General features: G+C 63.0%; 14 protein-coding genes. 5 read left to right on the forward strand and 9 right to left on the reverse strand.

Features of this window, described 5'->3' with window-relative positions; all coding sequences use genetic code 11:
* The first annotated feature begins 3 nt into the window (after positions 1-3).
* Positions 4-1,104: a 3-isopropylmalate dehydrogenase gene (gene leuB / locus HRQ64_RS01025; protein ID WP_127754942.1), complete on the forward strand. Its 1,101-nt coding sequence runs from the start codon at positions 4-6 to the stop codon at positions 1,102-1,104.
* Between the two features lie 143 nt (positions 1,105-1,247).
* Here leuB and rpsP read toward each other — a convergent pair whose 3' ends face one another.
* Positions 1,248-1,622, reverse strand: a complete 375-nt coding sequence (gene rpsP, locus HRQ64_RS01030) for a 30S ribosomal protein S16 (protein ID WP_172121677.1) — start codon at positions 1,620-1,622, stop codon at positions 1,248-1,250.
* A 26-nt stretch (positions 1,623-1,648) separates the two neighbouring features.
* The gene (gene ffh / locus HRQ64_RS01035) at positions 1,649-3,226 is read right to left on the reverse strand and encodes a signal recognition particle protein (protein ID WP_172121678.1); all 1,578 of its coding nucleotides are present in this window, start codon (positions 3,224-3,226) and stop codon (positions 1,649-1,651) included.
* 287 nt (positions 3,227-3,513) lie between these two features.
* On the opposite strand from ffh, the gene HRQ64_RS01040 reads away from it, so the two are divergent.
* A complete protein-coding gene (locus HRQ64_RS01040) occupies positions 3,514-4,323 on the forward strand; it encodes an exodeoxyribonuclease III (RefSeq protein ID WP_127754945.1) in 810 nt (269 codons plus the stop codon).
* Positions 4,324-4,326: 3 nt separating this feature from the next.
* Here HRQ64_RS01040 and HRQ64_RS01045 read toward each other — a convergent pair whose 3' ends face one another.
* From HRQ64_RS01045 to HRQ64_RS01055, 3 genes are all read right to left on the reverse strand, one after another.
* Positions 4,327-4,773, reverse strand: coding sequence for a cyclic nucleotide-binding domain-containing protein (locus tag HRQ64_RS01045; RefSeq protein WP_172121679.1), 447 nt, complete (start codon positions 4,771-4,773; stop codon positions 4,327-4,329).
* A 109-nt stretch (positions 4,774-4,882) separates the two neighbouring features.
* Positions 4,883-5,566 (reverse strand): response regulator transcription factor, encoded by a 684-nt coding sequence (locus HRQ64_RS01050; RefSeq protein ID WP_127754947.1) that lies wholly within the window; start codon positions 5,564-5,566, stop codon positions 4,883-4,885.
* A 168-nt stretch (positions 5,567-5,734) separates the two neighbouring features.
* Positions 5,735-6,379, reverse strand: coding sequence for a YggS family pyridoxal phosphate-dependent enzyme (locus tag HRQ64_RS01055; protein WP_349236727.1), 645 nt, complete (start codon positions 6,377-6,379; stop codon positions 5,735-5,737).
* A gap of 170 nt (positions 6,380-6,549) precedes the next feature.
* Here HRQ64_RS01055 and leuS point away from each other — a divergent pair, with 170 nt between their 5' ends.
* Genes leuS through holA form a run of 3 tightly spaced genes read left to right on the forward strand, consistent with a single transcriptional unit; the run spans position 6,550 to position 10,681 of the window.
* Positions 6,550-9,168 carry a leucine--tRNA ligase gene (leuS, locus tag HRQ64_RS01060; RefSeq protein WP_172121680.1) on the forward strand — a complete coding sequence of 873 codons (2,619 nt, stop codon included), beginning with the start codon at positions 6,550-6,552 and terminating at the stop codon, positions 9,166-9,168.
* A complete protein-coding gene (locus tag HRQ64_RS01065; protein ID WP_172121681.1) occupies positions 9,155-9,658 on the forward strand; it encodes a hypothetical protein in 504 nt (167 codons plus the stop codon). The genes leuS and HRQ64_RS01065 overlap by 14 nt, the downstream gene beginning before the upstream one ends.
* On the forward strand, positions 9,659-10,681 hold the full coding sequence (gene holA, locus HRQ64_RS01070; protein ID WP_172121682.1) for a DNA polymerase III subunit delta: 1,023 nt from the start codon (positions 9,659-9,661) through the stop codon (positions 10,679-10,681).
* Between the two features lie 3 nt (positions 10,682-10,684).
* Here the strand turns inward: holA and HRQ64_RS01075 are convergent, their stop codons facing one another.
* From HRQ64_RS01075 to mnmG, 4 genes are read right to left on the reverse strand one after another with little or no spacing between them, the layout of a single operon-like run.
* The gene (locus tag HRQ64_RS01075) at positions 10,685-11,554 is read right to left on the reverse strand and encodes a ParB/RepB/Spo0J family partition protein (RefSeq protein WP_172121683.1); all 870 of its coding nucleotides are present in this window, start codon (positions 11,552-11,554) and stop codon (positions 10,685-10,687) included.
* 10 nt (positions 11,555-11,564) lie between these two features.
* Entirely contained in the window at positions 11,565-12,365 is an 801-nt protein-coding gene (locus HRQ64_RS01080; RefSeq protein ID WP_127754952.1) for a ParA family protein, read from the reverse strand.
* A 22-nt stretch (positions 12,366-12,387) separates the two neighbouring features.
* Entirely contained in the window at positions 12,388-13,023 is a 636-nt protein-coding gene (rsmG, locus tag HRQ64_RS01085; RefSeq protein WP_172121684.1) for a 16S rRNA (guanine(527)-N(7))-methyltransferase RsmG, read from the reverse strand.
* The gene (gene mnmG, locus HRQ64_RS01090) at positions 13,016-14,887 is read right to left on the reverse strand and encodes a tRNA uridine-5-carboxymethylaminomethyl(34) synthesis enzyme MnmG (RefSeq protein WP_172121685.1); all 1,872 of its coding nucleotides are present in this window, start codon (positions 14,885-14,887) and stop codon (positions 13,016-13,018) included. The genes rsmG and mnmG overlap by 8 nt, the downstream gene beginning before the upstream one ends.
* Between the last annotated feature and the right edge of the window lie 64 nt (positions 14,888-14,951).

The raw sequence follows: 14,951 nt of genomic DNA on the forward strand, positions 1-14,951 counted from the left end.
AATATGGCCACCCATTCCCTCTTCCTCTTGCCCGGCGATGGCATCGGCACCGAGATCATGGTGGAGGTCGAAAAGCTCATTGATTGGACCAATGGCGAGCAGCTGACCGATTTCTCGATCGATACCGGTCTTGCCGGCGGCGCCGCCTATGATCAGCATGGCGTCGCCATCACGGATGCAGACGTGGCCAAGGCGCTCGCGGCTGATGCCGTGCTGTTTGGCGCCGTGGGCGGGCCAAAGTGGGACAATGTCCCTTATGAGCATCGCCCCGAGGCGGCTCTCCTGCGCCTGCGCAAGGAAATGGCCGTTTTTGCCAATCTGCGCCCCGCCATCTGCTACCCCGCCCTGGCCGACGCCTCTTCGCTCAAGCGCGAGCTGGTGGAAGGCCTTGATATCCTCATCGTGCGCGAACTAACGGGCGGCGTTTATTTCGGCGAGCCCAAGGAGATCACCGATCTGGGCAACGGCCAGAAACGCGCCGTCGACACCCAGGTCTACGAGACCTATGAGATCGACCGCATCGCCCGCGTCGCCTTCGATCTCGCCCGTACCCGCCGCGGTCTCGTGCACTCCGCCGACAAGAAGAACGTCATGAAGTCCGGCGTGTTCTGGGATGAAGTCGTGCACCAGGTGCACAAGGACTACTCGGACGTCGAGCTGCGCCATATCCTCGCCGATAACGCCGCCATGCAACTCGTGCGCAATCCCAAGCAGTTCGACGTCATGGTCACCGACAACCTGTTCGGCGATATCCTCTCGGACGTGGCGGCCATGCTGACCGGCTCGCTCGGCATGCTGCCCTCCGCCGCGCTGGGTGCACCCGATCCGGTGACGGGCAAGCGCAAGGCCTTCTACGAGCCCGTGCATGGTTCGGCCCCCGATATCGCCGGCCAGGGCATCGCCAACCCGATCGCCATGATCGCGAGCTTTGCCATGTCCCTACGCTACAGCTTTGGCATGGTGGAACTCGCCGGCAAGGTCGAGGACGCCATCTCGGCCGTGCTCAGCGACGGGTTGCGCACCCGCGACATCGCCCAGGACAACCGCAAGACTGTGGGCACCGAAGAAATGGGCTCGGCCATCCTCGCCAAGCTCAAGGCGTAAAGCCCCCTTCCTCAGCGTTGCACCAAGATCACCCCGGCCTCGCGCCGGGGTTTTTGTTTGTGCCAGCGCACGGCCAAGCCCCACAAACCAAAAACCCCGGCGCTTGCGCACCGGGGTTCTTCTGGCAGTCGCCAAAAGCCGAATTACTCGGCGGCAGCGTCCTCGGCCGGAGCATTGGCAGCAGCGGCCTTGGCGGCCTTTTCCTCGGCGCGCTGGGTGGCCTTCTCGCCGGGCTTGCCCTTGTTGGGGTTGTTGCGCGGATCGCGCTTGGTCAGGCCCGCATTGTCAAGGAAGCGCAGCACGCGGTCGGTCGGCTGGGCGCCAACTTCGAGCCAATGCTTGGCGCGCTCGCCGTTCAGCACGACGCGGTTCTCGGCTTCCTTGTTGAGGAGCGGATTGAACGTGCCCAGCTTTTCGATGAAGCGGCCATCGCGGGGCGAGCGGGCATCGGCAACAACGATGTGGTAGAACGGGCGCTTCTTGGTGCCACCACGAGCCAGACGGAGCTTGAGAGCCATTTTGGTATCCTAGTTTGGTTGAAGGGTTACTTTTTCTTGCCCAGGCCAGGCAGGCCGGGGAAACGGGGAGCACCGCCAAGGCCGGGTAGGCCCGGGGCGGATTTGAGCAGCGAGCCGACATCGGTCGGCAGCTTTTCGGTCAGCTGCGGCTGCACGGAGGGCAGGCCCTGCAACTGCTTGGGATCGATGCCGGCCTGAAGGGCCATGGCTTCGAGTTGTGCGGGATCCATCTTGCTTAGGTCCGGCATGCCGCCCAGCATATTGCCCATCTTGCCGCCGAACATGCCGCCAAGTGCGCCCATGCCGCCCTTGGAGACCTTTTTCATCATATCGGCCATCTGCCGATGCTGCTTGATGAGCTTGTTGATTTCGCTGACTTCCACCCCCGCGCCAGCGGCAATGCGCTTGCGGCGCGAGGCATTGAGCAGGTCAGGCTCCGCCCGCTCCTTCTTGGTCATCGAATTGATGATGGCGACCTGGCGATCAAAGATCTTTTCGTCGACATTGGCGCCGGCCATGGCCTTTTTCATCTGGCCCATGCCCGGCAGCATGCCCATAAGGCCACCCATGCCGCCCATCTTTTTCATCTGCAGCAGCTGGTTGCGCAGATCTTCGAGGTCAAAGGAGCCCTTTTTGAGCTTCTTGGCCATCTTCGCGGCGTCTTCGGCCGACACATGCTCTGCGGCGCGCTCGACGAGGGAGACGATGTCCCCCATCCCCAGGATCCGGTCGGCAATGCGCGAGGGATGGAAATCCTCGAGCGCATCCATCTTTTCGCCCACGCCGATCAGCTTGATCGGCTTGCCGGTGGCGGCACGCATCGAAAGCGCAGCGCCCCCGCGGCCATCGCCATCGACGCGGGTAAGGACGATACCCGTGACATCGAGCCGCTCATCGAACGAGCGCGCCACATTGATCGCGTCCTGACCGGTCAGGGCATCGACGACCAACAGGATTTCGTGTGGATTGGCAATCGACTTGATCTGGGTCGTTTCGACCATCAGCTCTTCATCGATATGGGTGCGACCGGCGGTATCGAGCACCAGCACATCAAAGCCACCCAGCCGGGCTTCGCGCGCGGCGCGGCGCGCGATCTCGACCGGGGTTTCGCTGGCGACGATCGGCAAGGTGGCAACGCCCACCTGCTCGCCCAACACGCGCAGCTGCTCCATGGCAGCGGGGCGGCGGGTATCGAGCGAGGCCAGCAGCACCTTCTTTTTCTGCCGGTCCTTGAGGCGCTTGGCGATCTTGGCTGTGGTCGTGGTCTTGCCCGAGCCCTGCAGACCCACCATCAGGAGGGTTACGGGCGCAGGGGCATTGAGATCGATCGCGACGGCGTCCTCGCCCAGCACGGCAACGAGCTGGTCGTGGACGATCTTGACCACTTGCTGGCCGGGCGTGACCGAACGGGTGACTTCGGCGCCCACCGCGCGCTCGCGCACCTGTTCCACAAAGGCACGCACCACTTCGAGCGACACGTCGGCTTCGATCAGCGCGCGGCGAATCTCGCGCAGCGCCACATCGACATCGGCAGCGTTGAGCGCACCGCGCCCTCGCAGTCCCTCGAAGATCTTGCCAAGCCGGTCTGAAAGGCTCTCGAACATGAACTTGTCCTTTATTCTCTTCGGGTGATCCGAGGAGAGATAAGATCCATCAGCCCAAACGCCAAACCCACCCGCGGGCGCAACGCGCTGGCGGATGGTGGCCTCCGGGATCGTTTTATACCACTTGGGGTCCCGGTCGGCGGATCAGGTACGGCCTGATGAATGGGTGCTGCATAGAGTTTTCACGCCTCCGAGTCAAGGAAAGCCCGGCCTGCGCCCCTTTAGCGGCTGGACGCCCGGCGCTCCGCTGGCCATAAGGGCGCCATCCCGATTAACTGGATCCACCCATGCCGATTGCCGTTGTCAGCTGGAACATCAACTCGGTGCGCTTGCGCCTGCCCATGGTGCTCGACTTTCTCAAGCAATATAGCCCCGATGTGCTGATGCTCCAGGAGATCAAGTGCACCGAGGACCAGTTCCCACGCGTGGCCTTTACCGAAGCTGGCTATCCCCACCATGCGGTGCATGGGCAAAAGGGCTATCATGGCGTCGCCATCATTTCTCGCTTCCCGCTCACCGACATTGCCACCCGGCAGTTTTGTGACATCGATCACTCCCGCCACATCTCGGCCCGGCTCGACTGGGGCAGTGGACCGGTGACCCTCCACAACTTCTATATTCCGGCCGGCGGGGACGAGCCCGATGCCGAGATCAACATCAAGTTCAAGCACAAGCTCGATTTCCTCGACGAAATGGCGCTCTGGTTTGCCGAACCGCAGTTCGCTCAGGGCCAGCTCATCGCCGGTGACTTCAACGTCGCCCCGCACGAGAACGACGTGTGGAGCCACAAGCAGATGCTCAAGGTCATCAGCCACACCCCTGCCGAAACCGAGCGGCTCGACGCGCTGCTGGCCGGCGGACACGGCTGGGTGGACCTGATCCGCAAGCACGTGCCCTATGACCAGAAGCTGTTTTCCTGGTGGAGCTATCGCGGGCTCGACTGGGAGAAAAGCAACCGCGGTCGCCGACTTGACCACATCTGGGCCACCGCAGACGTGGCCGCCCATTGCTCGGGGGCCGAGATCATCAAGCCGGCGCGCGGCTGGACGGAAAAGCCCTCTGACCACGTGCCGGTGATCGCCCAGTTTGGCCTGTGACGCCTAGCGCTTGAACTTGTTGCGAATGGGCTGCAGCGCTTCGAGATAGCTGCCAAGGTCGGCCTGGATGCGCTCGGCCACGCGCTGTGCCAGCACTGGGGACTGCTGCACCAGCTTCATGAAAGCGTGCCGCGGCACGAAAAACACCTGGGCTTCGGTCAAAGCAGTGATGGTGACGGGACGAGGTTTGGCCAGGATCAGCGCCATGGCAGAAACAACGCTGCCGGGCTCATCGATTGTATAGGGGGCCGAGCCGTCGCCTTGTGGCGCCACCTGCAGGACTCCCTCGAGCAGCACAAAGGCGCCGCTCGGAATCTCGCCGGCCCGGTACAGCACCTGATCGGCGCCGAAATGCTGCTGGTCGCCGGCAAAGGCCAGCATGCGCCGCTGCTCGTCGTCGCACATTTCCAGGAACTCGGCCCGCGCCAACATCGCGGCCGTTTCGTCCATAATATCGCCCTATCCAACAAATCAGCGGGTCGCCCGGTCGGTCCGAAGCGGTTCGCCAAGCTATAGGGCAATTCGGCTCCCGCTTTGAACCCCCTTTAGCGCCAATGGGCTAGGGGACGAGGCGATAGCCCCCTTCTTCGGTCACCAGGAGCCGGGCATGAGACGGGTCACGCTCGATTTTCTGGCGCAAGCGATAGATGTGGGTTTCGAGCGTATGGGTGGTCACGCGGTTGTTGTAGCCCCACACCTCCTTGAGCAGCACATCCCGGGTGATGGTTTTAGGACCCTGCCGGTAGAGATATTTGAGGATCGAAGTTTCCTTGTCGGTCAGGCGCACCTTGCCCCCGTCATTGGCTTCGAGCATTTTGGCCGCCGGCTGGAAGCTATAAGGCCCGATGGTGAACACCGCGTCCTCGCTTTGGTCGTGCTGGCGCAGCGCGGAGCGAATGCGCGCCATCAACACGGGAAAGCGGAAGGGCTTGGTCAGATAGTCATTGGCGCCCGATTCAAGCCCTTTGATCTGGTCGGCATCGCTGGTCTGCCCCGTCAGCATCAGGATCGGGCTCTTGAAGCCCTCCTGGCGCAGGATCTTGACCGCCTCGCGTCCATCCATGTCGGGAAGGCCGACATCGAGGATCATGAGGTCAATATTGTTTTCGCGGGTGGCCTTGAGCGCATCATTGGCGCTGGCAGCCTGGACGATCTCGAATTCCCGTTCGTCTTCGAGTTGATCCACCATGGTCTGGCGCAGATCCGCATCGTCATCGACCAGAAGAATGCGGCGCTTGTTCATGAATTCGCTCCGGACTTGGACCAGGGCGAGTGCAAACGGCTGCCTGCAGAAAGGCAAAGGGCCGGTCACGTCGCCGTTACGGTGATAAGCAACGGAACACGACGCCCAGAAGTTGCAGTGCGGGCACAAAGCGGCGCAAGTTTATCTCCTGCTAACCATTTGCGGCGGCTAGGCAAGCGGCGGTCGGGCCCCAAACAAGGCCGAGCCCACCCGCACATCGGTGGCGCCCATGGCGATGGCTGTCTCGAAGTCCCCGCTCATGCCCATGGACAGGCGCGACACCCCGGCCGCCCGGCCCAGCGTGGCCAGATGAGCAAAATAAGGGCCTGGCGGCACGCCATCGGGCGGAATGCACATCAACCCCACCACATCGAGCCCATGCACGCTCCGGCAGCGCTCCACAAAGGCTACGGCTTCGGCCGGCGCAATGCCGCTCTTTTGTGGTTCTTCCCCGATATTGACCTGCACATAGCAGGGCAACCGCCGCTCTGCGCGCGCCATTTCTGCGGCCAGCACTTGCGCGAGGTTGTCGCGGTCCACGCTCTGGATCACGTCGAACAACCCAACCGCCTCGCGCGCCTTGTTGGTTTGCAGCGGCCCGATCAGATGCAGTTCCACATCGGCAAAACGCTCGCGCAGCGCCGGCCACTTGTTCTTGGCTTCCTGCACACGGTTCTCCCCGAACACCCGCTGCCCCGCCTCGAGAAAGGGGGCGATCGCTTCGGCATCGAAGGTCTTGGACACCGCCACCAGCTTAACCTCGGCCAGCCTAGGCTCGAAGCGCGCCTGCGCCCGCGCGATGCGATCGCGGATTTCGGCCAGCCGCGCCGGCGCGTCCACTGCAGTCTCGCTCACGCTTTTGCCCTGTTGCTGTTGACCTGAGGGGTGATTTCTGATGATGGTCCGGTAGCCAAAATCCCCAATAAACGCAAGCAGCTTCGCCCTTTCGGCAGACTGCGCATTTGCCCCCAAGGACTGATAGATTGAGCGGCGAACGCTATAATCCGCGCGAAATGGAACCGCACTGGCAGCAGGTCTGGGACCAGCGCCAAAGCTTTGTGACCTCCAATGATGACCCGCGCGAGCCCTACTACGTGCTCGAAATGTTCCCCTATCCCTCGGGGCGCATCCATATGGGGCACGTGCGCAACTACGCCATGGGCGATGTGGTCGCGCGCTATCACCGGGCCCGCGGCAAGAATGTGCTGCACCCCATGGGCTGGGACGCCTTTGGCCTGCCGGCGGAAAACGCCGCCATCGAGCGCAAGACCCATCCCGGCACGTGGACTCGCGCCAATATCGCGACCATGAAGGGCCAGCTCAAATCCATGGGCCTGTCCATCGACTGGACGCGCGAATTCGCCACCTGCGAGCCCGAATACTACAAGCACCAGCAGGCCATGTTCATCGACATGATGGCGGCGGGCCTCGTGACCCGCAAGCAAAGCAAGGTGAACTGGGACCCCGTCGACATGACCGTGCTCGCCAATGAGCAGGTGATCGATGGCAAGGGCTGGCGCTCGGGCGCCGTCGTGGAACAGCGCGAGCTGACCCAGTGGTTCTTCAAGATCTCCGACTTCGCCGAAGAGCTGCTCGAAGCGCTTGATGGCCTGACCGAGTGGCCCGAAAAAGTGCGCACCATGCAGCGCAACTGGATCGGCCGCTCCGAAGGCCTGCGCCTGCTGTTCGAGATGGTGCCCAACAACACCGTCAATGCCGGCAGCATCGAGGTCTTCACCACCCGCCCCGACACCATTTTCGGCGCCTCCTTTGTCGCCCTTTCTCCCGATCATCCCCTGACGGCGGAATTGGCGCGCAGCAATCCGGCGCTGGCCGAGTTCGTTGAGGAGACCCGGCGCCTCGGCACGGCAACCGAAACCATCGAGAAAGCGGAAAAAAAGGGCGTCTTCACCGGTCTTCAGGTCAAGCACCCCGTGCTGGACGGCCAGGCCCTGCCGGTCTATGTCGCCAATTTCGTGCTGATGGACTATGGCACCGGCGCCATTTTCGGCTGCCCGGCCCATGACCAGCGCGACCTCGATTTCGCGCGCAAATACGACCTGCCGGTGATCCCGGTCGTGCTGCCACCCGACGCCGATGCGGGCAGCTTCGCCATTGGCGATGAAGCCTATGTTGACACTGGTCACATCTTCAACTCGGGCTTCCTCTCCGGCCTCTCCATCACCGAAGCCAAGGCCGCCGCAGCGCAGTTCTTTGCCGAGCGCACCGTTGACGGCAAGCCGCAGGGCAAGGTCGAGGTCAATTATCGCCTGCGCGATTGGGGCGTCTCGCGCCAGCGCTATTGGGGCTGTCCGATCCCGGTGATCCATTGCGAGGTCTGCGGCACCCTGCCCGTCCCCAAAAAGGACCTGCCGGTGGTGCTCCCCGAGGATGTCACCTTCGACAAACCCGGCAATGCGCTCGATCATCACCCGACTTGGAAGCACGTGCCCTGCCCGCAATGCGGCGGCCCCGCCCGGCGCGAAACCGATACCATGGACACTTTCGTGGACAGCTCCTGGTATTATGCCCGCTTCACCGCGCCTCAGGCCGAAACCCCGACCGTCCCCGACATCGCCAATCGTTGGTTGCCGGTGGATCAGTATATCGGTGGCGTCGAGCACGCGATCCTGCACCTGCTGTATTCGCGCTATTTTACCCGCGCGATGAAGGCGACCGGCCATGTGGGGCTCGATGAGCCGTTCAAGGGCCTCTTCACCCAGGGCATGGTCACCCACGAAACCTATCGCTCGGCTGCGGGCGAATGGGTCGCCCCGGTGGACGTCGTGCTCGAAACCAGCGGTGAAACCCGCTCCGCCACCCATCTCGAAACCGGCGCGCCGATCAGCATCGGCTCGGTCGAAAAGATGAGCAAATCCAAAAAGAACGTGGTGGATCCCGACGAGATCGTTGCCACCTATGGTGCCGATACTGCACGCTGGTTCATGCTCTCGGACTCCCCGCCCGAGCGCGACGTGCAGTGGACCGAAGCCGGCGTCGAAGGCGCCAGCCGGTTCCAGCAGCGCATCTGGCGCCTGGTGGGCGATACGGTGGCCCTGCGCGCCCAGTCGCAGGACCTGGCTCCTGTTGCCGCGGACGAAGAAGCCATTGCCCTTCGCCGTGCCGCCCACCGCGCGGTGCAGCAGGTCGCAGACGACATCGAAGGCCTCCGCTTCAACCGCGCTGTCGCCCAGATCTATGAGCTGACCAATGCTCTCGTACGCTCCTCGGGTCTGGTATCGGCCGCTCCCGCAGCGCGCCTCGCGGCGCTCGAGGAAGGGGTTGGCTACCTTGTGCAGCTGATCGCCCCGATGATGCCGCACCTGGCAGAAACCTGCTGGCAGGCACTGGGCCGCGACGGTCTCGTGGCCGATGCACCCTGGCCCCAGGTCGATCCGGCGCTCCTCGTGGACAATGACGTAGTCATGCCCATCCAGGTCAACGGCAAGCGGCGTGGTGAAATCACCGTAGCCAAGGGCACCGCCGCCGCCGAGATCGAGCGCATGGTCTTGTCACTCGAAGCGATTGCCCGCATGCTGGAGGGCAAGACACCGCGCAAGATCGTCGTGGTGCCGGACAGGATCGTCAATGTCGTGGTCTAGCCCACTCCGGAGCGCATTGCTCGCTCTTGGCCTTGTCGCTGCTGCGGCCACCCTGGGTGGCTGCAGCTTCTCGCCGGTCTATGGGCAAGCCAATGCGGCGCGGGTCGAGCAGTTTGCCCTGAGCTTTGCCAAGCCGGGCAACCGGCTTGAGCAAATCATCTACCAGGAGCTGGCCGAAAGCTTCAGCAATTCGGCCACTGCCACACCCCGCGAGGCCCGCGTCAGCCTCGCCGTAACCTATGCCGATGCGGCGCTGTCGCAAACCGGCAGCCCCTACAAGCCGCTCGAAGTGACCATCACCGGCACCCTGACCGTGGCAGCCCTGCCCGGTGGCAAGCCGATCGTGCTGACCCGCACGGCGACAGCGAGCTTCACCAAGAATGATCAGGTTCTGGCCGATCGCATGGCCGGCACCGAAGCCGCCGAACGCGCGGCCCAATCGGTCGCCGAGTCACTGCGTCTCGGGCTCCTGGCCGTCCTGTCGCGCTAGATGAGCGCGCTCAAGGCTCATGAGGTCGCGCGCTATCTCGCCCGGCCCGACCTCCGCGAGGGCATTTTTCTTGTCTACGGGCCCGACACCGGGCTCGTTCGCGAAACCGCGCACACCCTGATGCGCCGCCTGAGCGGCGATGATCCCGAAGCCGCCGATGTGATCGTGCTCGACAGCGCCCAGCTCGATGCCGATCCCTCGCTCTTGGTTCTCGAAGCGCGGAGCACGTCGCTCTTTGGCGGCAAGCGCATCATCCGGGTCCGGGGGGCTGGCAAGAACCTCGTCATGGCGCTGACACAGCTGCGAGATGATCCCGGCGGCTCCGCCATCGTGCTCGAAGCCGGCAATCTGGCCCCGCGGGACGCCCTGCGGGCCCTTGTGGAAGCAGCCAAGCTCGGTCGCGCCCTGCCCTGCTATGCCGATACGGACGAGACCCTTTCGGCGCTGATCCGTGAAACCTTCAACGCCCAGGGCATCCGGGCTGATGGGGACGTAGTCTCCACACTGCTCGAAATCCTGGGCAATGATCGCGAAGTCACCCGGCGCGAGCTCGACAAGCTCAGCCTTTACGCTGCCGCCAGCAAGCAGTTGACGCGCGAAGACGTGCTGCGCCTCTGCGCCGATAATGGCGCTCTCGTCATTGATGCGATCATCGATGCAACTGCTGGCGGTCACGCCGAGCGGCTGGAACTGACGCTTAATCGAGCTTTGAGCGGCGCCGTTGATCCGCAGCGGCTGCTCGCAACGGCGACCATTCACTTCGCCAATCTGCGGCGCTGGCGCACCGAAGTCGACAAGGGCCGCAGCCCCCGCGATGTCCTGGATAGCTTGAAGCCCAAGCCGCATTTCTCGCGCCGCTCAAGCCTGGAGCAGCAGCTGCGGCTTTGGTCCGACACTGCACTGGGCACGGCGCTGGAGCGGCTGCTGCTCGCCACCGGCGAGTCGCGCCGTCGCCCGGCCTTGGCCGAACCGGTGCTGCGCCGTGCTTTGCTGAGCATCTGCACGGCGGCCGCAAGCCATTAAAGCCTAGTTCCCGGCGCCAGTCAGCCGATGGCAAATGCCGTCGAGTTGTTCCATGGTCTTGTAGCGAATCTCGATCTTGCCGCCCTTGTCGCCATGATTGAGCGACACCGATAGGCCCAGCGCGTCCGACAAACGTCGCTCCAGCGACACCGTATCGCTGTCGCGCTCGGTTGGCGTGCTGCGCTTCTTGGGCGCAACCTCACGCTGTTGGCTCAACGCCTCGGCCTCACGCACGGAAAGGCCTTCATCCACGATCTGCCGCGCCAGTCTGGCCGGATCTTCCGCCGTGATCAGAGTGCGGGCATGGCCCGCGGTCAAATCGCCGCTCGAGACCATCTCCTTGACGTCTTCGGGTAGGCGAAGCAGCCGCAGCGTATTAGCGACATGCGAGCGGCTCTTGCCGATCACCTGGGCCAGATCCTGCTGGGTATATTCGAACTGCTCCATCAGCTGGCCATAGCCCATGGCCTCTTCAAGCGGATTGAGATCGGCCCGCTGCACGTTCTCGATGATGGCGAGCTCGAGGGCTTCCTTGTCCCCGACCTCCCGCACGATCACCGGCACATCATGCAGCCCCGCCTTTTGGGCGGCCCGCCAGCGGCGTTCACCGGCGATGATCTCGAACAGATGCGGATCTTCGCTCGGGCGCACCAGCAGCGGCTGCATGATGCCCTTTTCGCGAATGGAATTCGTCAGCTCTTCGAGCTGATCGGCATTGAAGGTGCGACGGGGGTTGGACCGATTGGCAATGATAAATTCGACCGGGAGGCGCTTCGTCCCCTGCATATCGGTGACGCGATTGCCTTCCATCGTCGCCATGTCGCCGATCAAAGCCGCAAGCCCGCGGCCGAGCCGCGTTGGTTTATCGTTCATTAACGCTCTCCTAAGCCGCGTTGAGCTGGCGCTCGCGCCGAATAACTTCAGTGGCCAGCCGCAGATAGGCCTGGCTGCCCGCACATTTCAAATCATAGAGCAAAGCGGGTTTACCGTACGATGGCGCTTCACTCAGGCGCACATTGCGCGGGATCACGGTGTCATACACCAGTTCCCCCATTTCGCTGCGCACATCATGCAGCACTTGCTCGGACAAATTGTTGCGGCGATCGAACATCGTCATCACCACGCCTTGGATCGAGAGGCGCGGATTAAGCGTCGAGCGGATCTGCTCGATGGTCTGCAGCAGCTGGCTTAAACCCTCAAGCGCAAAGAACTCGCATTGCAGCGGCACCAGCACGGCGTCGGCGGCCACCAGCGAATTGATCGTCAAGAGGTTCAGCGAGGGCGGGCAGTCAATCAGCACATAGCTGATCGCCTGGTCATTGATCTTGAGGTCACCCAGAGCTTTGAACGCGTTGCGCAGCTTGAAGGCGCGGTCTGCCTGCGCGGCAATGGTCAGCTCGACGCCAAGCAAGTCCATGGTGGATGGAACGATCGCCACATTGGGAACGCTGGTCAAAACAGCCGACTCGACCACGGTCGCTTCGCCCACCAGCAGGTCGTAGGCGGAAATCTCGCGTTCGTTGCGGGCGATACCAAGACCGGTGGAAGCATTGCCCTGTGGATCGAGGTCCACGATCAGCACGCGTTCGCCAATGGCAGCGAGAGCGGTGGCCAGGTTGATGGCGGTTGTAGTTTTACCCACGCCGCCTTTCTGGTTCGCCAATGTGAGAATACGGGGTGCCAAATTCGCCTCCAGTACACCGCTGCTAGCGAGATCTCAGTCCAGTGAGTTCAAGCAGCACGCCATGCGGATCAGTGTCGCTTCGCGCTACTACCACGTCGAACGCCCATAAAGCACGCGATTCGCTGATCTCTTCACCATATTCGCGGCCTTTGTGCAGCAGTGCACGGGTGTTGCGGCCGAAGAACGGCTGCATCATGCCGCAGAGCTGCGGTAGTGCCGCCAAGGCGCGTGAAGTGATCACGTCGGGAACCGCTGTTTCACGTGAATCAATCTCGTTGCTGCGCTTGGGAATCACGGTGACTGCCAGACCAAGCTCACGCGCAACGGTGCGCAGGAAGCTTACCTTGCGGCCTGTGGGCTCAACCAGGGTGAACTGCGCCGGGGTGTCCTTCAGCGCGATCGCCATTGGCAAAGCTGGCAGTCCGCCGCCGCTGCCGAGATCGAGAAACTTCCGGTCTTCCGCCCGAACAAGAGCCAAGGTTTGCAGACTATCGGCAAAGTGGCGCGTCCAGACCTGGTCCAGTGTTTCACGTGAAACCAGATTCTGCACCGCCTGCCAGCGCCGCAACAGCCCCTCATAAGCTTGCAGATCGGCCTCTACTTCGGCCCGACTACGAGAAAAATACTGGGCGTAGCGTTCTATACTGCTGTTAGGCACTGGCACGATGCCTCACATCCCCGCGTCGGATAGCAGCCAGAACCAGGGTGATCGCGGCGGGGGTGACGCCATCCACCGCTTGCGCTTGGGCAATGGTCTGCGGCCGCGCCGAGTCAAGCTTCTGGCGCAGCTCACTCGATAGACCCGGCAGCGTCTGATAATCGAAATTATCGGGAATGCTGCGCTGCTCGTCCCGACGCACCGCCTCGATGTCCTTGCGCTGCCGATCCAGATACACGGCATATTGCGCGTCCACCACCAGTTGCTCGAGCGTCGGTGCGGCAATGGTATCCAGCTCCGGCCAAAGCTTGCGCACATCATCGAAGGCGATGTCCGGATAAGACAACAGCTCAAAGGCAGAGCGAGATTGCCCATCGGCATTCACCGCAATCCCGGCCTTTCGTGCCACTGTGGGGCTGACGCGCAGGGTATGCAGCAGCGACCGGCCCGTAGTCAGGGCTGCGGCCTTTTCCTCGAACAGCTGCGAGCGCTGCTCACCCACGAGCCCGCACTCGATCCCCAGCTTGGTTAGGCGCTGATCGGCATTGTCGGCGCGCAGGTGCAGGCGGAACTCCGCCCGCGACGTGAACATGCGATAGGGTTCGGTCACGCCGCGGGTAACCAAATCATCAACCATGACCCCGATATAGCTTTCGGTACGCGAGAGGACCAGTGGCGCACGACCCTGGACTGCCGCGGCAGCATTAGCACCGGCTAGCAGGCCCTGCCCCCCGGCCTCCTCATAGCCGGTCGTGCCGTTGATCTGCCCGGCCAGGTACAATCCGGGCTGACGCTTCAGTTCCAGCGTGGCGCGCAGCTCACGCGGATCGACATAATCATATTCAATTGCATAGCCTGGGCGAACAATCCGCACTTGCTCCAGCCCCGGCATGGAGCGCAGGAAAGCCGCTTGCACGTCCTCTGGCAACGAGGTCGACAGCCCATTGGGATAAACCGTCGTGTCGTCCAGACCTTCTGGCTCCAGGAAGATCTGGTGACTGTCGCGATCGGCAAAGCGGACGATCTTGTCCTCGATGGAGGGGCAATAACGCGGGCCACGGCTCTGGATGCGGCCGGAATACATCGCTGAGCGATGCAGGTTCTCGGATATGATGCGATGCGTGTCGGCTGTGGTACGAGTGATATGGCATTCCACCTGCGGCGTCGTGATCGCAGCCGTGAGCATGGAAAAGGGCTCGGGTGGCGTGTCGCCCGGTTGGGCTTCCAGCTGCTGGTAATCAATGGTCGTACCGTCGAGGCGCGCTGGCGTGCCGGTTTTGAGGCGGCCAAGCTGCACACCGAGTTGCTCCAGCCGCGCTGACAACCCAAGCACCGGCCCTTCCCCGAACCGCCCCGCCGGCGTGGTTTCTTCACCCCGATGGATCAAGCCCCGCAAGAACGTGCCGGTGGTCAGCACCACGCTTTTGGTGCTGAAACGACGCCCATCGAGAAGCACTACCCCCGACACCTTGCCGTCAGCGTCGACGCTGACGTCATCGACTTCACCCTCGATGACCTGCAGGTTCGTCTGCGCCGTAATGGCTGCCTGCATAGCCTGGCGATACAGCTTGCGATCTGCTTGGGCGCGCGGCCCACGCACCGCCGGGCCTTTGCGGCGATTGAGCACCCGGAACTGGATGCCGGCGGCGTCGGCAACGCGGCCCATCAAGCCGTCGAGCGCATCGATCTCGCGCACCAGGTGTCCCTTGCCCAAGCCGCCGATGGCCGGATTGCAGCTCATCTCGCCAATGGTGGCAAACCGATGGGTGATCAGCGCCGTCGGCACACCCATGCGGGCTGAGGCGGCCGCGGCCTCACAGCCGGCATGGCCCCCGCCCACCACGATCACTCCGAACTCAGTCATTCCGCAAACTCCAATACCCCGTGAAGCAATGTTCCACGTGAATCATTGCCGGCATCGCACAGCC

This window comes from Devosia sp. 919 (genome assembly GCF_013185965.1).
Classification (GTDB): domain Bacteria; phylum Pseudomonadota; class Alphaproteobacteria; order Rhizobiales; family Devosiaceae; genus Devosia.